The organism is Streptomyces sp. NBC_00986 (assembly GCF_045162565.1).
Lineage (GTDB): Bacteria > Actinomycetota > Actinomycetes > Streptomycetales > Streptomycetaceae > Streptomyces.
Genome location: NZ_CP108733.1, coordinates 7,224,971 through 7,245,211 on the forward strand (window position 1 = coordinate 7,224,971; position 20,241 = coordinate 7,245,211).

General features: G+C 68.3%; 14 protein-coding genes and 1 other RNA gene. 8 read left to right on the forward strand and 7 right to left on the reverse strand.

The window, feature by feature from the left end; genetic code table 11:
• The first annotated feature begins 30 nt into the window (after positions 1-30).
• From ftsX to ssrA, 4 genes are all read left to right on the forward strand, one after another.
• A complete protein-coding gene (gene ftsX, locus OG504_RS32275) occupies positions 31-948 on the forward strand; it encodes a permease-like cell division protein FtsX (protein ID WP_405992939.1) in 918 nt (305 codons plus the stop codon).
• Between the two features lie 67 nt (positions 949-1,015).
• Positions 1,016-2,200: a S41 family peptidase gene (locus OG504_RS32280; RefSeq protein WP_405992940.1), complete on the forward strand. Its 1,185-nt coding sequence runs from the start codon at positions 1,016-1,018 to the stop codon at positions 2,198-2,200.
• An 81-nt stretch (positions 2,201-2,281) separates the two neighbouring features.
• Positions 2,282-2,830, forward strand: a complete 549-nt coding sequence (gene smpB, locus OG504_RS32285; protein ID WP_033286711.1) for an SsrA-binding protein SmpB — start codon at positions 2,282-2,284, stop codon at positions 2,828-2,830.
• Positions 2,831-2,930: 100 nt separating this feature from the next.
• Positions 2,931-3,318: a transfer-messenger RNA gene (gene ssrA, locus OG504_RS32290) on the forward strand.
• 51 nt (positions 3,319-3,369) lie between these two features.
• Here ssrA and OG504_RS32295 read toward each other — a convergent pair.
• From OG504_RS32295 to OG504_RS32325, 7 genes are all read right to left on the reverse strand, one after another.
• The gene (locus OG504_RS32295; RefSeq protein WP_405992941.1) at positions 3,370-6,279 is read right to left on the reverse strand and encodes a glycoside hydrolase family 3 C-terminal domain-containing protein; all 2,910 of its coding nucleotides are present in this window, start codon (positions 6,277-6,279) and stop codon (positions 3,370-3,372) included.
• A 57-nt stretch (positions 6,280-6,336) separates the two neighbouring features.
• Positions 6,337-7,347 carry a LacI family DNA-binding transcriptional regulator gene (locus tag OG504_RS32300; RefSeq protein ID WP_405992942.1) on the reverse strand — a complete coding sequence of 337 codons (1,011 nt, stop codon included), beginning with the start codon at positions 7,345-7,347 and terminating at the stop codon, positions 6,337-6,339.
• Complete coding sequence (yicI, locus tag OG504_RS32305) at positions 7,347-9,587, reverse strand: alpha-xylosidase (RefSeq protein WP_405992943.1); 2,241 nt, start codon at positions 9,585-9,587, stop codon at positions 7,347-7,349. Before yicI ends, OG504_RS32300 begins: the two co-directional genes overlap by 1 nt.
• Before the next feature lie 15 nt (positions 9,588-9,602).
• The gene (locus tag OG504_RS32310) at positions 9,603-10,427 is read right to left on the reverse strand and encodes a carbohydrate ABC transporter permease (protein WP_365612970.1); all 825 of its coding nucleotides are present in this window, start codon (positions 10,425-10,427) and stop codon (positions 9,603-9,605) included.
• A complete protein-coding gene (locus OG504_RS32315) occupies positions 10,424-11,392 on the reverse strand; it encodes a carbohydrate ABC transporter permease (RefSeq protein WP_405992944.1) in 969 nt (322 codons plus the stop codon). Before OG504_RS32315 ends, OG504_RS32310 begins: the two co-directional genes overlap by 4 nt.
• Entirely contained in the window at positions 11,389-12,684 is a 1,296-nt protein-coding gene (locus tag OG504_RS32320; RefSeq protein ID WP_405992945.1) for an extracellular solute-binding protein, read from the reverse strand. The genes OG504_RS32315 and OG504_RS32320 overlap by 4 nt, the downstream gene beginning before the upstream one ends.
• 229 nt (positions 12,685-12,913) lie before the next feature.
• Complete coding sequence (locus OG504_RS32325; RefSeq protein WP_405992946.1) at positions 12,914-14,098, reverse strand: MFS transporter; 1,185 nt, start codon at positions 14,096-14,098, stop codon at positions 12,914-12,916.
• A 101-nt stretch (positions 14,099-14,199) separates the two neighbouring features.
• Here OG504_RS32325 and OG504_RS32330 point away from each other — a divergent pair, with 101 nt between their 5' ends.
• From OG504_RS32330 to OG504_RS32345, 4 genes are all read left to right on the forward strand, one after another.
• Positions 14,200-15,171, forward strand: a complete 972-nt coding sequence (locus OG504_RS32330; protein ID WP_405992947.1) for a LysR family transcriptional regulator — start codon at positions 14,200-14,202, stop codon at positions 15,169-15,171.
• Positions 15,172-15,759: 588 nt separating this feature from the next.
• Positions 15,760-16,473 (forward strand): hypothetical protein, encoded by a 714-nt coding sequence (locus OG504_RS32335; RefSeq protein WP_405992948.1) that lies wholly within the window; start codon positions 15,760-15,762, stop codon positions 16,471-16,473.
• A gap of 236 nt (positions 16,474-16,709) precedes the next feature.
• A complete protein-coding gene (locus tag OG504_RS32340; RefSeq protein ID WP_405992949.1) occupies positions 16,710-18,842 on the forward strand; it encodes a glycosyltransferase in 2,133 nt (710 codons plus the stop codon).
• The gene (locus tag OG504_RS32345) at positions 18,839-20,134 is read left to right on the forward strand and encodes an acyltransferase (RefSeq protein ID WP_405992950.1); all 1,296 of its coding nucleotides are present in this window, start codon (positions 18,839-18,841) and stop codon (positions 20,132-20,134) included. The genes OG504_RS32340 and OG504_RS32345 overlap by 4 nt, the downstream gene beginning before the upstream one ends.
• The last annotated feature ends 107 nt before the right edge of the window (positions 20,135-20,241 follow it).

Here is a 20,241-nt window from a genome sequence, read left to right on the forward strand (position 1 = left end):
CCGTCCACGGAAAGGCCTGAAAAAGCCGCCATGCGCGCCCAGTTCGTACTCTCCGAGATCGGTGTCGGTCTCCGCCGCAACCTGACGATGACCTTCGCGGTCGTCGTCTCCGTAGCCCTGTCCCTGGCCCTCTTCGGAGGCTCGCTCCTGATGAGCGACCAGGTGACCACGATGAAGGGCTACTGGTACGACAAGGTCAACGTCTCGATCTTCCTCTGCAACAAGAGCGACGCCGAGTCCGACCCCAACTGCGCCAAGGGCGCGGTGACCGACGACCAGAAGAAGTCGATCGTCTCCGACCTCGACAAGATGTCGGTCGTCCAGAAGGTCGTCTTCGAGTCCCAGGACGAGGCGTACAAGCACTACAAGCAGCAGTTCGGCGACTCCCCGCTGGCCAGTTCCCTGACGCCGGACCAGATGCAGGAGTCGTACCGCATCAAGCTCAAGGACCCGGAGAAGTACCAGGTCATCGCGACCGCCTTCGACGGCCGTGACGGCGTCCAGTCGGTGCAGGACCAGAAGGGCATCCTGGACAACCTCTTCGGCCTCCTGAACGGCATGAACTGGGCCGCCCGCGCGGTCATGGCCCTGATGCTGGTCGTCGCCCTGATGCTGATCGTCAACACGGTGCGCGTCTCGGCGTTCAGCCGCCGCCGCGAGACCGGCATCATGCGCCTGGTCGGCGCGTCCGGCTTCTACATCCAGGCCCCGTTCATCATGGAGGCCGCGGTGGCCGGCCTGATCGGCGGCACGGTCGCCTGCGGATTCCTGGTCGTCGCCCGGTACTTCATCATCGACCACGGCCTGGACCTGTCCCACAAGCTGAATCTGATCAATTTCATCGGCTGGGACGCCGTCCTGACGAAGCTTCCGCTCATCCTCGCAACGAGCCTCCTGATGCCCGCGCTTGCGGCGTTCTTCGCGCTGCGCAAGTACCTGAAGGTGTGACACATGCCAAGAGGGCCGTACGGGCAACCGCCCGTGCGGCCCTTCTCGTTGTCCTAGACTCACCGCCATGTCAGGTCGTGACCTGTTCTGTCAGCCCCGCCGCATCCGCCGCGGGGCCGCCCTGACATTGGTGTTCGCGAGCGTGCTGGTCGCCGGTGCGGCGACCGGGTCGTTCGACGAACCCGACCGGTCCGACCGGAAATCGGCGGCCGGTACGACCCGTTCGGCGCCGCTCGCCCGTACCGAAGAGGTCGCGAAGGCCGCCGCCGAGGCCAAGGCCGACGGCAAGTCGCCCATGGAGGCCGCCGAGCGCGCCGTCAGCCGCAGCGGGGACCGGTGGGGTGCCGTGTACTCCCAAGGGGAGTACGAGGAGTTCGAGGAAGCCCTCGACGGCCAGTACACCGGCGTCGGCCTCTGGGCCCGCCGGGAGCGCGACGGCCGCATCGAGGTGACCCGGGTCCAGTCCGGGTCGCCCGCCGCCACCGCCGGGGTCCGCAAGGGCGACCGCCTCCGCAGCATCGACGGCGAGAACGTCGACGGCCAGCCCGTCACCGAGGTCGTGTCCTTACTACGGGGCGACGCCCAGGACGCCGCCGCCGGCACCGCCGTCACTCTCGGCCTGGAACGCGGCACGCACGCGTGGAGCGAGACCGTAAGGCGCGCCCGCCTCTCCACCGACTCCGTGACCGTCCGCAGGCTCGCGGGCGAGGTCACCGTCATCAAGATCGCCGCGTTCACCAAGGGCGTCGGCGACCTCGTCCGCACCGCCGTACGGCAGGCCCCGGCCGACTCCGCGTTCATCCTCGACCTGCGCGGCAACTCCGGTGGCCTGGTCACCGAGGCCGTCACCACCGCCTCCGCCTTCCTCGACGGCGGCCTCGTCGCCACGTACGACGTCGACGGCCGGCAGCGCGCCCTGCACGCGGCCACCGGCGGCGACACCACCAGACCCCTGGTCGCGCTGGTCGACGGCGGCACGATGAGCGCGGCCGAGATGCTCACCGGCGCCCTCCAGGACCGCGGCCGCGCGGTCGTCGTGGGCTCCAGGACCTTCGGCAAGGGCTCGGTCCAGATGCCGAGCAAACTCCCCGACGGCGTCGTCGCCGAACTGACCGTCGGCCACTACCGCACCCCCTCCGGCCACACCGTCGACGGCCGGGGCATCACCCCCGACCTCGATGTCACCGCACAGGGACAGGCCGCCGTGGAGCGCGCGGAGACGGTGTTGAGCGGGCTCGGGGACGCGTCGTAGGCGTTCCGGACGCCCGTCTGTAATCGCCTTTCCCTCGGACCCCCCTGTAGTGCGAAAATGGGCAGCACTATGAGCAAGGGAATGTACGTACCCAAGGAGTCCCAGCCCAAGCAGGGCGGCGGGGCCGCCGGCGGCAAGGCCAGGGACGGCGAGAAGGGCGGCAAGCGCAAGATCGTCGCCCAGAACAAGAAGGCCCGGCACGACTACGCGATCATCGACACCTACGAGGCCGGGCTCGTCCTCTCCGGCACCGAGGTCAAGTCGCTGCGTGAGGGCCGGACCTCGCTGACCGACGGCTTCGTCCAGATCGACGGGGGCGAGGCGTGGCTGCACAACGCCCACATCCCCGAGTACCACCAGGGCACGTGGACCAACCACTCCGTGCGCCGCAAGCGCAAGCTGCTGCTGCACCGCGAGGAGATCGACAAGCTGGAGGCCAAGACCCAGGAGACGGGTCACACGATCGTGCCCCTCGCCCTGTACTTCAGCAACGGCCGGGCAAAGGCGGAGATCGCCCTCGCCCGAGGCAAGAAGGAGTACGACAAGCGGCAGACCCTGCGCGAGAAGCAGGACCGCCGGGAGTCGGACCGCGCGATCGCGGCAGCGAAGCGGAAGCAGCGCGGCGAGTAGCGAGCGGTCGCCGGGAATACGGTGGCATCGCCGCTCGTTGTTCACGTACGATGGCTACTGCACCCCACAGCGGGTGTGTAGCGGTTTGAAAAAACAACATGGGGATGATCGGTTTCGACAGCGGCTGTCGAAGCAGGTGAAGCGTGTCGAGGAAGCGGCAATGATCTCGTTAACCATATGTCGCAACCAATAATCGCCAATTCCAAGAGCGATTCCCAGTCCTTCGCCCTCGCTGCCTAATAACAGCGACTGAAGGACCCTAAAAGGGTGTCAGCCCGGGGGTGTTCCCGACCCGGACCCTGGCATAATCTAGGGAACTAAACCATCGAGCCCGGTCACGGGGTTCGATGGGAAATCAAACAGTGACTGGGCCCGTCGGCGACTTGTTCGCGTGATCACCGGGGCCGAGAAAATCACAGCGAACTGCACACGGAGAAGCCCTGATTCTGCACCGGTGGACGCGGGTTCGATTCCCGCCATCTCCACTCATCCCATGTGGGTAAAGCCCCCGCTGCTTCGGCAGCGGGGGCTTTTTCCTGTCATTGAACAATGAAGGTCGCCATTCGCAACCCGTTGCTCAAGATCAGATACACGTCCGTAGGGCCCTTCGCCGCACTCGACAGGTCGGCGGTCACGGTCTCGTAGTCGTACGACGATGCCGTCCCGCCCGCGTGTGCCGTACCGGCGAGCTTGCCGGTCGGAGAGCCGAGCCGGACCTCGATCGTGCCGGCGCCCGTACTCGCCACCCGGGCCGTGAACTTCCTCGCCCCCGTGCCCAGTTGCGCGTCCGCGAACTTCAGCCATGCCCCGTCCGCAACCGCCCCTACCGCTGTACCCCTCGCCTTCGACTCGTCCACGAGGTGAATGCCGGAGTAGTCGTCGAAGTTCTCGGCGCGGGTGGTCTTCGACAGGTTCCGGGGTGGAATGGTCTCCCCGTGGACCCGCCAGGTCGTACGGGCGCGGATGTCGGCGGAGGATGCTCCGGCCATGACGTCGTACGTGCCGCTTTCCACCGTCCATTTCGAGCGGGTGACGTCCCAGTGGGCGAGGTCCTTCTGCTGGATTTTCAGGCGGACCGTTTTCGTCTCGCCCGGTTTCAGGGAGACCCGCTGGAATGCCTTCAATTGCTTCAGGGGTTCTTTGTCGCGGGATGTGCGCTGATGTGTGTAGAGCTGTACGACCTCGTCGCCGGTCCGTGTGCCCGTGTTCGTCACCGGGACCTCGTAGCCGCCGGAGACGGGTTTCAGGGTGCCGTAGCGGAAGGTCGTGTACGAGAGGCCGTAGCCGAAGGGGTAGAGCGGGGTGCCCTGGAAGTACTCGTAGGTGCGGTCGGACTTGATGATGTCGTAGTCGAGGATCGACGGGAGGTCCGACTCCGACTGGTACCAGGTCTGGGTGAGGCGGCCGGAGGGGTTGACGTCGCCGTAGAGGACGTCGGCGAGGGCGTTGCCTGTTTCCTGGCCCGCGTGGGAGGTCCAGAGGAGGGCCGGGACCTCTTTCTGCAGCGCTCCGAGTGTGGTCGGGTAGCTGTTCTCGACCACGACCACCGTCTTGGGGTTGGCCTGGTGGACCGCCTTGACCAGGGCCTCCTGGGAGGGGGCCAGGGACATGTCCGTGCGGTCGTGGGCCTCGCGGCCGTTGATCGACGGCATGGAGCCGACGACCACGACCGCCGTGTCCTTGCCCTTCACCGCTGCCACCGCGTCGGCGACTCCGCTGCGGACTACGTCCTTCGCGTAGTGCGCGGCCTGGTCCTTGGGGACCAGGCCCAGGGTGCCGTTCGCGTCGGTCGGGCCGAGGTAGAGGGGGCTCGACCACCAGGACTCCGACGTCTCGTAGCCCGCGTACTTCAGCAAGTACGTTCCGTCGTCCTGGTGTTCCAGCTTGAACTGCTGCTGGACGTACCAACCATTGGGCTGTGTCTGGTCGTTGACGAAGTTCGACCAGTTGTAGCCGACGTACTTTCCGTTGGCGGCCGAGCGCAGGGTCACGATGCCGGAGCCCCAGTCGAAGGCGTCGAACTGGGCTGCTGTTGTGGGGGTGTTCGTGGTCTCCTGCAAGGGTGCGCCGGTGTCGCCGGTGCCCGCAGTGACGTACTTGCCGGTCGCCGTGTCGCGCAGGGCGATGCGGTCCACGCCCTCGCTGGTCGTGACACCGGTGCCGAGCTTCGCGGCGATGCCCTGTGCGGGGGTGACGGCGTAGGGGAGCGTGCCCGAGTACCAGTCGGTGTAGAGGGTGTCGGCGAGGGGGCCGACCACTGCCACGTTTTCTTGTGACACTTTCAGCGGAAGTGTCACACTTTTCTTGAGCAGCACCATCCCCTCGGCCGCAGCCTTGCGCGCCAACTGCTGATGTGCCGGGCTGTTGATGACGGACGCGTCGATCGAGCCGTACTTGCCGCCGCCCGGGTCGAACTCACCGAGGCGGACGCGGACGGAGAGGATGTGGGAGACGGCCGTGTCGATGTCCGAGGTCTTCAACAGGCCTTGCTGGAGGGCCGAGTTGATGGCCGTCGTCGTCGGGCCGGGGTCGGCACTGTTGTCCGTGAAGCTGTCGACGCCGGCCTTCAATGCCGCCGAGTCGCCCTCCGTGACAGTCGGGTAGTACTGCTGCGGGGTGACGAGGTTGCCGGGGGCGAAGGCGTCGGTGACGTTCAGCAGACTCTGGGCGGTCCACTTCCGCACGACGTCGTTCAGGTCCGGATTCACCGTGCTGGGGCGGCCGTTGACCAGGTTGTACGAGGTCATCACGCCCGTCGCCGCGTCCGCCTCGATCGCCGGTTTGAAGGCGGCCTCGTCGTACTCCTTCTCCACCCGGGGGCGGAGGTCCGAGGACGTGGTGGCGCGGTCGACCTCGTTGTTGTAGGCGAGGTAGTGCTTGAGGGTGGGGGCCGTCTTGAGGTGGTCCGGGTCGCCGCCGGTGAGGCCCTCGCCGTAGGCCGTCGCGAGGGCGCCGGTGAGTTCGGGGTCCTCGCTGTAGCCCTCCTCGTTGCGGCCCCAGCGCGGGTCGCGGAGGAGGTTGACCACCGGGGCCCAGAGGTTCAACCCCCAGCCGTCCGGGCGCTGTTGCTGGAAGCCGCGAGCCTCGTCGCCGACCGCCGAACCGACCTGCTGCATCAGCGCCGGGTCCCAGGTCGAGGCCAGTCCGATGGCCTGCGGGAAGACGGTGGCCCTGCCGAGCCAGGCGACGCCGTGCAGGGCCTCGGTGCCGGTGCGGAAGGACTGGATGCCGAGGCGGGGGATCGCGGGCTCGTACTGGTGGAGGAGGGAGATCTTCTCGTCGAGGGTCAGACGGCCGAGCAGGTCGTCAACGCGCTTGCCCACCGGGAGAGTTGGGTCGCGGAAGGGGTACGGGGTGTCGGCCGTCGCGGGGACCGTCGCTCCCAGGCCGGCGATCAGGGCGAAGGCGACGACGAGCGTGGTTCTGTGTCTTCTTCTCTTGCCTTTCATGTCGCGGCTCCTTCAAGTAGGGCCTTGCATACGGGCGTTACGGATCTCGGTGGCGCCTCAGGGCGCGTTGCGCGGTGCCGTGCTCGCGCGTTCCGTCAGCCGGGGAGACAGGAGCGTCGCGTCGGGCACGGTCCTGCCGCCCAGCTTCCTCATCAGCAACTCGACCGCCCCGGAGCCGAGTTCGGCGGTCGGCAGCGCGACCGACGTGACCGGAACCCGTACGGACTCGGCGAGTTCGTCGGGGCAGATCGCGGTGATCGACAGATCGCCGGGGACGCGCAGCCCGAGCTGCTCGAAGGCGTCGATGAGGGGTTCCAGGAGGGGTTCGTTGTGGACGACGACTCCGGTCAACGCAGGCTGCTCACGCAGCAGTTGTTCCGCTACGGCGGCTGCGGCGCCCGGTGCCGCCTCGCACGGGTGGACGGAGGAGGCGAGCCTGTTGCGGTCGGCGGCGGCCGTGAAACCCTGAACGACCCGCTGGGCGAAGGCCGTTCCGCGGACGTACACCTCGGGCGGTGAGCCGACGAGGGCGACGACCCGGTGCCCGAGGCCCGCGAGCCGTTCCACGCACAGCTCGCCGGCCGCCTTGAAGTCGAGGTCGATGCAGGTCAGTCCGTCGGCCTCGGCGGGGAAGCCGATCATCACCGACGGACGGTCCAGGGAACGCAGCAACGGCAGCCGGGGGTCGTCGAGTTGGACGTCCATCACGATCATCGCGTCGACGAGTGCCGTGTCCGCGACCCGCCGCAGGCCCTCCTCGCCCTCCTCCTGGGTGAGCAGCAGGACGTCGTGGTCGTGGCGGCGGGCGGTGGTCACCACGGAGACGGCGAACTGCATGACGACCGGGACGTGGATGCCGGTCCGTAAGGGGATCACCAGGGCCAGGACGTTGGACCGGCTGCTGGCCAGGGCGCGGGCGCCGGCGTGTGGCCGGTAGCCCAGCTCGCGGATGGACGCCTCGACGCGCAGCCGGGTCTCCTCGGAGATCGGGCGCTTGCCGCTCAGGGCGTACGACACGGTGCTGGGGGAGACGCCCGCGTGCCGGGCCACGTCCGTGATCTTCACCATCAGCCCAGCTCCAGGGTCAGGAACCCGCTGCCCGACTTCGACCGCGAACCGGCGGCCAGCGCCCACGACAGGGCCGGATCCGTGCAGGACGCCCGGAGCGTGTCCCCTTCCCGTACGACGGTGAAGGTCGCCTCGCCGACCGCCACCGTCACCTGCGCGCCCCGCTCCAGGGCGTACGCCCGCAGAGTTACGCCATCGGCGTGGTCGTAGTCCGGCCGGTCGGCCACCGCGCCGACCGGGATCACCGCGCCGGGCCGGACGAGGAGCGGCACGCTGTCGAAGCCGTGCTTCTCGCGCACCCAGCGCGGTCCGGTGACCGTGCGGCCGGTGAGGTAGTGGGTCCAGGTGCCCTCGGGGACGTAGTACGAGACGTCGCCGTCGTCGCTGAACACCGGCGCGACCAACAGGTCCGGGCCGAGCATGTACTGCCGTTCCAGGTGCGCGCACCCGGGGTCGTCCGGGAACTCCAGCACCATCGCACGCATCATCGGCACGCCCTCGGCGGAGGCGGTGCGCGCGGTCTCGTAGAGGTACGGCATGAGGCTCAGCTTCAGGCGGGTGAACTGCCGTAGTACGTCTACGGATTCCTCGTCGAAGAGCCACGGGACGCGGTACGACGAGCTGCCGTGCAGGCGGCTGTGGGAGGACAACAGGCCGAAGGCCAGCCAGCGTTTGAAGAGGGCGGGGGTCGGGGTGCCCTCGAAGCCGCCGATGTCGTGGCTCCAGTAGCCGAAGCCGGACAGGCCGAGGGAGAGGCCGCCGCGCAGCGACTCGGCCATCGACTCGTACGTCGCCTCGCAGTCGCCGCCCCAGTGAACGGGGTACTTCTGGCTGCCGGTTGTGGCCGAGCGAGCGAAGACGACCGCCTCGCCCTCGCCGCGGTGTTTGCGCAGCACGTCGAAGACCGTGCGGTTGTAGAGGTAGGTGTAGTAGTTGTGCATCCGCTCGGGGTCGGCGCCGTCCGCGTAGGCGACGTCGACGGGGACGCGTTCGCCGAAGTCGGTCTTGAAGCAGTCGACGCCCTGCGCGAGCAACGCCTCCAGCTTTCCGGCGTACCAGTCGCGGGCGGCCGGGCTGGTGAAGTCGACCAGGGCCATGCCGGGTTGCCACAGGTCCCACTGCCAGACGCTGCCGTCCGGCCGGCGGAGGAGATGCCCAAGTGCCTTGCCCTCGGCGAAGAGTGGGGAGCGCTGGGCGATGTACGGGTTGATCCAGACGGAGATGTGCAGGCCCTTGGCCTTGAGCCGGGTCAGCATGGCTTCCGGGTCGGGGAAGACCCTCGGGTCCCACTGGAAGTCGCACCAGTTGAACTCGCGCATCCAGAAACAGTCGAAGTGGAAGACGGAGAGCGGGAGTTCACGCTCCCGCATGCCCTCGATGAACGACGTCACCGTCTCCTCGTCGTACGAGGTGGTGAAGGACGTCGACAGCCACAGGCCGAACGACCAGGCGGGCGGGAGCGCCGGGCGGCCGGTGAGGGCGGAGTACTTGCGGAGGATGTCCTTGGGGGTCGGGCCGTAGATGACGTAGTACGTCAACTGCTGGCTCTCCACGCTGAACTGGACCCGGGAGACCGCCTCCGAGCCGACCTCGAAGGAGACCTTTCCGGGGTGGTCGACGAAGACGCCGTAGCCCGCGTCGGTGAGGTAGAAGGGGATGTTCTTGTAGGCCTGTTCGGTGGCGGTGCCGCCGTCGGCGTTCCACATGTCGACGACCTGGCCGTTCTTGACGAGCGGGCCGAAGCGTTCGCCGAGTCCGTAGACGGAAGTGCCCACTTGGAGTCCGAGCTGCTCGCGGAGGTAGTGGGCGCCGGTCGCGTCGCGCATGATGCCCATGCCCTTGGGGCCGCTGCTGGTGAGGGTGTGGCCGTGGGCGAGGAAGTCGACGTGCCAGGGGCCGGTGCGGGCCACCTTGACCGAGAGCGCGCCGGAGGTGAGGGTCGCGTGCTCGTCGTCGTAGGACGTGTGAACCGCGAACTCCTCTTTCTGCACGTCGAATTGGGGGCCGCGCGGCTGTTCGCCCTCGAAGTGGGTGAAGGTGACGCCGATGACGTCGGGCATCGGGGCGTGGGCGCTGATCGTCACGACCGGTCCCTTCAGCAGGTCGCCGCGGTGGCGGATCGGCATGGTCGGGGCGTGGATCTCCAACGCGCCTTCCGGGGCGGTGACATCGAGGACCTCGACCGGGTGGGCGGCGGTGACGCCCTCGCGCAGCAGCCAGTAGCCGTCGGTGAACTTCATGTGGGGGTCCCCTTACTACTTGACGGCACCCACGGCGATGCCGCGCGTGAGGGTCCGCTGGAAGACGAGGAAGAAGACGATGGCGGGCAACACACCGAGCAGGGCAGCCGCGTTGGTCATCGTGGCGTCCATCAGGCGCTGGCCCTGGAGGACGCCGAGGGCCACCGACACGGTCTGGTTGTCGTTGGAGATCAGCATGACCAGGGGGAGCAGGAACTCGTTCCAGGTCCAGATGAAGAAGAAGACCAGGAGGACGCCGATCGTGGGGCGGCTGACCGGGACCACGATCCGCCACAGCACCTGCCACTTGTTGGCGCCGTCGATCCGGGCCGCTTCGAGGATCTCACGGGGGAACTGGCCGAGCACGGAGGAGAGGAGATACGTGCCGAACGCCGCCTGGATCACCGTGAACACGATGATGACGCTCAACCTCGTGTCGTACAGGCCGACTTGCTTGCTCAGGTAGTAGATCGGGTAGACCAGCGCCTCCTGCGGCAGCATGTTGGCGAGGACGAAGAAGGCCAGGACCCACGTGCGGCCCTTGATACGGCCGATGCCGATCGCGTACGCGTTGAGGACGGAGAGGGCGGCGGCGAGGAGGGCCACCGAGCCGCTGATCAGGGCCGAGTTGAAGAGTTTCTGGCCGTAGTCGACGCGCTGCCAGAAGTCCTTGAGGCCGTCCAGGTAGAGGCCCTTGGGGAGGCTGAGGGGGCCGTGTTCGGAGTACTCGGCGGGTGACTTCACGGCGTTGACGACGACGATCAGGAACGGCACGACCATGAAGAGAGCCGCGATGCACAGGGCGATCAGTACGGGGTAGCGGCGCAGGGCGGTCGTCATGCGCGGTCACCTTCCTCCGCGCGGGTCTGGAGTTTCAGGAAGGCGAGGGAGAGCACGAGGATGATCACCGTCAACACCGTTGATATCGCGGCTCCGTAGCCGACCTGGGTCTTCTCGAAGAACGTGGTGAAGGAGAAGTAGGACGGCACGTCGGTCGCGCCGCCCGGGCCGCCCTTGGTGAGGACGTACACCGCGCCGAACACCTTGAGCGCGGCGATCGTGCACCAGGTGAGGACGACGTATATCTCCGGGCGGATCTGCGGCAGCGTGATGTGCCAGAAGCGGCGCCACCAGCCGGCGCCGTCCAGCTCGGCGGCCTCGTAGAGCTGGGGGTCGACGCGTTGCAGCCCGGCCATGAACACCACGAGCGGGAAGCCGAGTTGGACCCAGACCATGACGCCCATGACGCTGTAGAGCGCGATGTCGGGGTCGCCCAGCCAGTCCTGCTGCCAGGAGCCCAACCCGACTGCTTTCAGCAGGGCGTTGAGGGAGCCGTTGTCGGGGGCGAGGATCCAGCTCCAGACGATGCCGGCGACCGCGATCGGGAGTACCTGCGGGAGGTAGAAGCAGGCGCGGAGGATCGCGGCGATGCGGGTGCCGAAGTGTTTGGCTATGTAGTCGAACAGGGCGGCGGCCAGGACGAGTCCGACGATCGTCGGTACGGCCGCCATCGCCACGACCATGAACAGGCTGTGCCGGAAGGACGCCCAGAACTCCGAATCGTCCAGCAGGTCACGGTAGTTGGCGAGGCCCGTCCACTTCGGGTCGCCCACGCCCTGCCAACTCGTGAAGCTGACCGCCGTGTTCATCAGGAACGGGACGACGATCACGGCGAGGGCGGCGACGGCGCCGGGGAGGAGGAAGAGGACGTAGGAGTTGCGGGGGTGGGGGCTGCGAAGGGTGCGCGGGCCGGGGTGCCGGCTCTTGCGGGTGGCCCGCGCGCCCTTCTCGACGGTGACCGTCATGTCGACGGGACGCCCTTGTCGTACGCCTTCTGCAGGTTGCTGAGATAGGCGTCCGGCTTCTCGCTGTTCGTGATCAGCTTCTGGGTCTCGGAGACGAGGACGTCGTAGAAGCCGGGTACCGGCCAGTCCGGGTAGAAGGCGAGGCCGTCACGGGCGGAGACGGTGTTGAAGTTGGCGATGAGTTCCTTGGACTTGGGGTCGGTGATCGCGGAGGTGTCGGCCGCGACCGGGATGCCGCCCTTGTTGCCCATCAGGTTCTGGATCTTCTTCGACAGGGTGATGTCGATGAAGTCGTAGGCGAGTTGCTTGTTCCTGGCGCCCTTGGGGACGACCCAGATGTTGCCGCCGGAGCCGAGGGTGAGGTTGGAGCCGGGCCAGAGACTCGTGTCCCAGTCGAACTTGGCCTCCGTCTGGAAGCGGCCGTACCACCAGCTGCCGGAGAAGAGGATCGGGGCCTTGCCCTGTATCCAGGAGACTCCGGCGTCCTCGGCCTTGGTTCCGCTGGAGGTCTTGGCGATGTAGCCCTTCTTCACCCAGTCGGCGAACGTCGTCGCCGCGTAGGTCCAGGCCGGGTCGTGGAAGTCCGTCTTGCCCTTGTACAGCTCGTACTTGTCGACCCAGGCGCGGTCGGCCTTCGAGAGGGCGAGTTGGTAGAGGTACTGCTGGGCCACGTACTCGGCGCCGGCGTTGGCGAGCGGGGTGATGCCCTTCGCCTTGAACTCGCCCAGTGCGGTGGTCAGTTCGTCGAACGTCTTCGGTTCGGCGATCTTGTACTTCTTGAAGAGGGCCTTGTTGTAGTAGACCATCGTGTACTCGCCGTAGTCGGTGACGCCGTACCACTTGCCGGAGCCCATCACCCCGTTGGCGTTGTAGACGTCCGTCGTGCCTACGCTCGCCGGGATCTTCTTGTCCCAGCCGCGCTTCGCCGCCTCGGCGGTGAGGTCGGTGAGCAGGCCTTGTTTGGAGAGCAGGCCTGCCGTCGCGTTGCCCTTGTTGTACTCCATGATGTCCGGGGCGTCGGATGAGTTGAGGACCATCGGGGCCGTCTTCTGGATCTGCTCGAAGCCCTTCTCCTCGAACTTCACCTTCACGCCCGGGTGTTGGGCCTCGAACTCCTTGATCGCCTCGTTCCAGGCGACGCCCATCGCGCTGTCGGGGCCCTCGTAGTGCCAGAGCTTGAGGGTTTTGCTGTCCGAGGAGCTGCCGTCGTCGCTGCCGCCGCAGGAGGAGAGGAGCAGGGATCCACTCAGGATCACTGCGGCGGCGGTTGCGCGCCTTCGTGCCGTCAACATCCAGTGCCTCCAGGGGAGTCGGATGGGGGTCGAATCGATTCGACGGGGAGTGTCGAAGCGCTTCGATGGAGGAAGGTATGTAGGGGCTGTGAGGGCGTCAATGGGTTGGGCGGAGATTGGCGCAAGCGGTTCGATGGGTTGTGGGTTGGGTGCGGGTCCGCTGTGGCTGGTCGCGCCCACGCGGCGGAGCCGCAAATCGATACAGCCCCGCGCCCCTGGGGAGTTGCCCTTAGGGGGTTGGTCTGCCTGGTACGCCGATCAGGAGGGCCGTTGTCGCCGCCGCGACCGGTACCAGGAAGCCCGCCGTCGGTGATGCGTGCTCCGCCACCCAGCCTCCCGTCGCCGAGCCGCACGCGATTCCCAGCAGCAAGCCCGTCACCGCCAGGCTCATGCCCTCGTTCAACCTGCCCTCGGGGGTGCGGTGTTGGAGCAGGGTCATCGTGGTGATCATCGTGGGGGCCGTTGCCGTGCCTGCCAGTAGCAAGGCCGTCGCCAGTGCGGGAAGGGAATCCAACGTGCTTGCTGCCAGCAGGGGCAAGGACATCAGGGTGCTCATCGCCAACAGACAGCAGCGCAGGCGGTGTTCCGGTGGGCCCGTCGGTTTCCGCTTGCCGTAGAGCAGGCCCGCCGCGCAGGAGCCTGCCGCCTGGAGAGCCAGCACCGCGCCGCCCGCCGTGCGGTCGCCCGCCGCGTCCGCGTAGGCGAGTGTGGCCACCTCCATCGCGCCGAACACCGCACCGGTTGCGACGAAACCGGCGATCAGGGGTGGGATGCCGGGGGTGCGGAGGGGTGAACTGCCCTTCGGGGTTGGGCGCGTTGGGGGCTCCGTCCTGCGTTGGGCCGTGAAGATCAGGGTGCCCGTGATCAGCAGCACGGCCCCCGCCAACGTGCCCGCCTCCGGGAAGAACGTGCCGCAGAGGAAGGCCGCCAGTGCCGGGCCCAGCATGAAGCAGAGTTCGTCGGCCGCCTGCTCGAAGGAGTTTGCCGTGTGGAGGGACTCGGGGGCGTCGGCGAGGAGGTGGGCCCAGCGGGCTCGGGACATGCCGCCGGTGTTGGGGGTCGTCGCGGTGGCCGCGTAGGCGGCGAACAGGGTCCAGTCGGGGGCGCCGTAGTGGACGCAGAGGAGGAGTGACAGCGAGCCCAGGACCGCAACTGCCGTTGCCGGTACGGCTGTTCGGGACTGGCCGTGTCTGTCGATGAGCCGGGCGATCCAGGGGGCGGTCACCGCGGTCGCCGCCAGCCCCGTTGCCGTCACCGCGCCGGCGAGGGCGTACGAACCTCGTGAACCGGCGATCATCACGACCGCGCTCACGCTGAACATGCCTGCGGGGAGGCGGGCGATGAGGTTGCCAGTGGTGAAGGCTCGGGTGCCGGGGATGGTGAACAGGCGGCGGTAGGTGGTGCGTTGGGGCATGCGGCAAGCCTCGACCCGAGTGGATCACCGGGTCCAACACCTGGTCAGGGGTGATTCACGCACCTGCGTTGTAGGTTCGCCGGATGCCCTGGACGCCCTTGATGTCAGCCCACGTGGACCCCCGACTCCTCCGCGCCTTTCTCGTCGTGGCCGAAGAACTGCACTTCACCCGTGCGGCCGCCCGCCTGTATGTCGCCCAGCAGGCGCTCAGTCGTGATGTGCGGCGACTGGAGCGGGAGTTGGGGGTCGAGCTGTTCGTACGGACCACTCGGCAGGTGACGTTGACGGCGGACGGTGAGCGGTTGGTGCCGTATGCGCGGCGGGTGCTCGGGGCGCAGGAGGAGTTGCTTGCCGCGTTTCGGGAGGGCGGGGCACGGCCGCTGCTCGTCGATCTCAACTCGCCGGGGCTGGGCACCGGGCGCCGCGTGCTGCACCGGGCCCGTGAACTCGCCCCGGAGCAGGAGCTGATGGCCCGCTACGAGAGTGGACTGGCGGGCGCGGTGGGGGAGTTGACGGCGGGGCGGCTCGATGTGTCGTTCGGGCGGTTCGCCGGGCTGGAGCCGGGGTTGCGGGCCGGGCTCGATCATCAGCTCGTGCGGTACGAGCCGATGGCGGTGCTGTTGCCCGAGGGGCACCCGTTGGCGGCGCTCGCGGAGGTGCCCGTCGACGCGCTCGCGGGGGAGGTCGTGTACGCCGGGGCCGGGAATCCGCGTACCCCTGAGTGGACGGATCTCGCGCGCCGGTTGTTCGACGGGCGTGACATCGAGGTTGCCGCGCCCGCACCCATGGCCGTAGGCGAAGAGGAGTTCGAACGGGTCATGGCGAGGACGGGGACGCCGGTTCTCGCCGTGGTGGATTTTCCGGCCATGCCCCGGACGGTGTTGAGGCCACTGGTGGGCCCGGTGCCGGTGTCCGTCGTGTCGCTCGTGTGGCGAAAGGGGCTGGTGCACCCCGGATTCGATGCGCTTCGACGTGCTGCGGTGGAGATCGGCAACGCCGACGGATGGCTGCGTCGGCCGGTGAACGGATGGATTCCAGCCATCGACGTGGACATGCTAAAAAGGAGAAAATGACGCATCCCGGCACATGGAGTGCTCCCCGTGCGCTACCTTCAGGGCCTGAGCACGGTGTGGTAAGGGGGGCGCGAGAACCGGGTGGGGGCCCGGTTCGGCGGCGTGTGCTCAGGGTCGTTTGCGCACCCGGAACAGTCCCGTGGGGGGATGTGCGTGCGCATGGAAAAGTGGCGAGAAGACGCCCAACCGGAATGGCCCCAAGCTGCATCCGCGACCAGAGACGTACCGGTCATAGGCGGAGAGGCCGAGGAGGCGTTTCCGGACACCGAAGCGACCGGAACAGCCGGAGAAACCAGAGGAACCAGAGGACCAGAAATCCTGGAGGGCGGCCGGCATGCCGCCAAGGTCGGTCGAAATATCGGCTCGGACGGTCGGCATGGCGGCACAGATGGTCGACATGCGGGCAAGGACAGCCGTCGTGCCGCCAAGGACGGTCGTCGTATACGGACCGGGTGGCCCGAGCCGCCCGCCGGTAAGGACGTAGCCGCCGTCGGCGCGGGAATCCTCGCCGATCCCTGGGGCGCGTCTCCGGAGACGGGGACGGGAACCGGGGCGGCAGCGGGAGTGGGGGCGGCCGATCCCGACGAGGTGACCGTCCAGCTCGACGGGCCCGCACCGCAGGGGGAAGCCGGGAGTAAGCCCGGCGCCGGCAACGACGGTTCCGACCGGCCCGTCTTCGTCGACGAGTCCGGGCGTCGCAGCCGTAGGTACCGGCGGTTCGGTATGGCCGTCGGCATCGCGTGCGCGGTGTACGCCGTCGTCATCGTCATCACGCTGCTGTCCGGGAGTTCGGACGCGCCGTGGCTGCCGGTGCCGGGGCAGAAGGACGACGCGCCCGCGGGCAAGGTCGACACCTCGCCGCTGCCCGCCGAGTCGGGGCACCCTTCCGGTGGCAGCGGCAGCGTGGCGCCGGGGAACATCCCGACGGCGAGCGACGGTACGACGCCGTCGCCGGGCGCGAGTGCGAGCGGCACGACCGCTGCGTCCGCGAAGCCCGGCAGCAGGACGAGCGCGTCCGCGTCGCCCGGGGCGTCCGCGAGCAGGAGCGCCTCGGCGCCGACGGGTGGCACCGCGACCAATCCGGTCGTACAGCCGTCGCGGTCCTCGACCGCGCCGTCGTCCGATCCGTCCCCGTCCACCAGCGTGAGCGCGCCCGTCGACACGACGCCGAGCCCGAGCGCGACGACGGGCACCGGCACGGTCGCCGACGCACCGAGCACCCCGTCGCCCGTGGCGCAGGGGCCGGCCGCTCCTTCCGAGCCGGCGCCGGCCCCGTCCAAGACTCCGGAGCACATCCTCTGATGGCATCGCACAACCGCCGCCCCAAGGCCACGCACCAGGCCCCGGGCGGCCGTCACGGAGCAACTCCGGTCGTCGCAGGTGCAGTTGGGAACCACGCTCGGAATGGAGCCGGGCCCGGCAGCCGGAACGGAGCTGGGCCGGGCGACGGGAAGGGAGCTGGGCCCAGCGGCCGGAAGGGAGGTGGGTCCGGCCCCGCGCCGCGCGCCGCGCGTGATCCCCGGCGCCGCCGGCTGTCCATGCGGTTCCTGCTGCCGATGCTGCTTCTCGTCGCCCTGCTGGCGATGCTGATGCTGCGCGGCTACGTCCACAGCGAGATCCTGGCCGACCACCGCATCCGCCCCGAGGCGGCGACCAACAAGGTGCCGGACAAGATCCTCGACGGCGGCCCGGTCATCGACACCCGCAGCGGCCGTACGACCAGCCTGGACGTGCCGGACCACGACATCGTGCTGACCTTCGACGACGGCCCCGACCCGACCTGGACGCCCAAGGTCCTGGACGTGCTCAAGAAGCACCACGCGCACGCCGTCTTCTTCGTCACCGGCACGATGACCTCGCGCTACCCGGAGCTGGTCAAACGCATCGTCGCGGAGGGCAACGAGGTCGGCGTGCACACGTTCAGCCACCCCGACCTCTCCTTCCAGTCGAAGAAGCGCATCGACTGGGAGCTGTCCCAGACGCAGCTCGCGATCACCGGCGCGGCGGGCATCCGGACGTCGCTGTTCCGGCCGCCGTACTCGTCGTCCGCCGACGCGATGGACAACCTGTCCTGGCCGGTGACCGAGTACATCGGCACCCGCGGGTACATCACCGTCGTCAACAACACGGACAGCGAGGACTGGCAGAAGCCCGGTGTCGCGAAGATCATCAGCAACGCGACCCCGCGCGGTGGCAAGGGTGCGATCGTCCTGATGCACGACTCGGGCGGCGACCGTCACCAGACGGTCCAGGCGCTGGACAAGTTCCTGCCGGAGATGCAGGCCAAGGGCTACAAGTTCGACAACCTCACCCAGGCCCTCGGCGCGCGCAGCGCGCTCACCCCGGTGGCCGGCGTCAACCTCTGGAAGGGCAAGGCGTGGATCTTCCTGGTCCAGGCCTCGGACAGCATCATGGACGTCCTGGTGGTGGGTCTGGCGATCACCGGCTCGCTCGTCATCGCCCGCTTCGCGCTGATGCTGCTGCTCTCCGTCATCCACGCCCGCCGGGTGCGCCGCAAGAACTTCGCCTGGGGCCCACCGGTGACGGAACCGGTCACGGTCCTGGTCCCGGCGTACAACGAGGCCAAGTGCATTGAGAACACGGTCCGTTCACTCATGGCGAGCGAGCATCCCGTCGAGGTGATCGTCGTCGACGACGGCTCGGCGGACGGTACGGCGAGAATCGTGGAGGCGATGTTCCTGCCGAACGTCCGGGTCGTACGTCAGGTCAACGCGGGCAAACCGGCCGCCCTCAACCGCGGCCTGGCGAACGCCAGTCACGACCTCATCGTCATGATGGACGGCGACACGGTCTTCGAACCGGCCACCGTACGGGAGTTGGTCCAGCCCTTCGGCGACCCGCGCGTCGGCGCCGTCGCGGGCAACGCCAAGGTCGGCAACCGGGATTCCCTCATCGGAGCCTGGCAGCACATCGAGTACGTGATGGGCTTCAACCTCGACCGCCGTATGTACGACATCCTCCGCTGCATGCCGACGATCCCGGGCGCCGTGGGGGCCTTCAGGAGAAGCGCGCTGGAGCGGGTCGGCGGCATGAGCGACGACACGCTCGCCGAGGACACCGACATCACGATGGCGATGCACCGCGACGGCTGGCGGGTGGTCTACGCCGAGAAGGCGCGGGCGTGGACGGAAGCCCCGGAGACGGTCCAGCAGTTGTGGTCCCAGCGCTACCGCTGGTCCTACGGCACGATGCAGGCGATCTGGAAGCACCGGGGCGCGCTGCTGGACAGGGGCCCGTCCGGCCGCTTCGGGCGGGTGGGCCTCCCCCTGGTGGCCCTCTTCATGGTGATCGCTCCGATCCTGGCCCCGCTGATCGACGTGTTCCTGCTCTACGGCCTGGTGTTCGGCCCGACGGAGAAGACGTTCCTGGCCTGGCTGGGCGTGTTGGCGATCCAGGCGTTCTGCGCGGCCTACGCCTTCCGCCTCGACCGCGAACGCATGACCCACCTCGTCTCCCTGCCCCTGCAACAGATCCTCTATCGCCAACTCATGTACGTCGTACTGCTCCAGTCCTGGATCACCGCGCTCACCGGAGGCCGCCTGCGCTGGCAGAAGCTGCGGCGGACGGGGGTTGTGGGGACGCCGGGGGGTGCGGTGCCGGGGGCACGCAGCGGTAGCGGTAGCAGTAGTGACCGGAGGACTGTGGCATGACGCACGGATACACGGCGGGTACGGGCACGAACCCGGATCCCGAGTCGACGCCGGCGTACGGGATTCCCCAACAGCGGCAGCAGGAACCAGAGTTGGCGCCGGAACCGAAGAAGGCCAAGGGCGGCGGCCGGGACCGTTACCTCGACCTCCTCCGCTCGATCGCCCTCGTCCGGGTCGTCGTCTACCACCTCTTCGGCTGGGCGTGGCTCTCGGTCCTGTTCCCTTCCATGGGCGTGATGTTCGCGCTGGCGGGCTCCCTGATGGCCCGCTCGCTGAACCGTCCCGCGCTGGGTGTGATCAGGGGTCGGCTACGGCGACTGCTGCCCCCGCTCTGGGCGTTCAGCGCGCTGGTGCTGGTGATGATGTTCGGGATGGGCTGGAACCCGCTCAAGGACCCTGACATGGGCGGCACTTGGTGGGGCGCGGCGAAGGTCTTCGACTACATCGTCCCGTTCGGCGCGCCGCCGTATCCCGAGCATCTGGGTTCGGAATCGGGCCTGTTGGAGAGCACGTGGGCGGACCAGGCGGCGGGCCCGTTGTGGTACTTGCGGGCGTATCTGTGGTTCGTGATCGCGTCGCCGTTGCTGTTGTGGGCGTTCCGGCGGGTTCCCTGGGCGACGCTGCTGGCGCCCTTGGCGCTGACGGCAGTTGTGGGCACGGGCCTGGTGACCATCCCCGGTGAGACGGGCAACGCGGTGTCCGACTTCGCGGTGTACGGGGGCTGTTGGGTCCTGGGCTTCGCGCACCACGAGGGCGTACTGAAGAAGGTCCCGCGCTACCTCGCGGTGTCGGGCGCGACCCTGATCATGGGCTTCGGGTTGTGGTGGGCGTCGGGTCATCTGGGCCCGGACGGCTGGGACTTGAACGACATCCCGCTCGCCCAGGCGACCTGGTCCTTCGGCATCGTGGTGATCCTGCTCCAGTACGCGCCGTCCTGGCAGACGTTGCCGGGGCGGTTGGCGAAGTGGGACAAGCTGGTGACGCTCTCCAACAACCGTGCCGTCACGATCTACTTGTGGCACAACCTCCTCATCATGGCCACGGTCCCGATCATCGACCAGCTGTACAACGTGCCCTTCATGGAGAGCGACGCGGCGACGTCGTTCCTCGACAAGGCGGACACGTTCCTGATGTTCCTGCTGATCTGGCCGCTGATCGCCCTGGCGATCCTCGCGTTCGGGTGGATCGAGGACATCGCGGCCAAGCGGGGGCCGCGGTTGTGGCCGGACGGGCGGAGCAAGGGGAGCAACGGGAGCAACGGGAGTAACGGGGGGTCTCGGCGGAGGGGCTGACGTCGGCGTGTCCCGCGCGACTGCCCTGCCGTAGGCCGGACGTGCGGCGCGCTGTCTCGGGTTGCCGGTCGGAACGCCGGCGACACGTCATGCCCCGCGGGCATCAC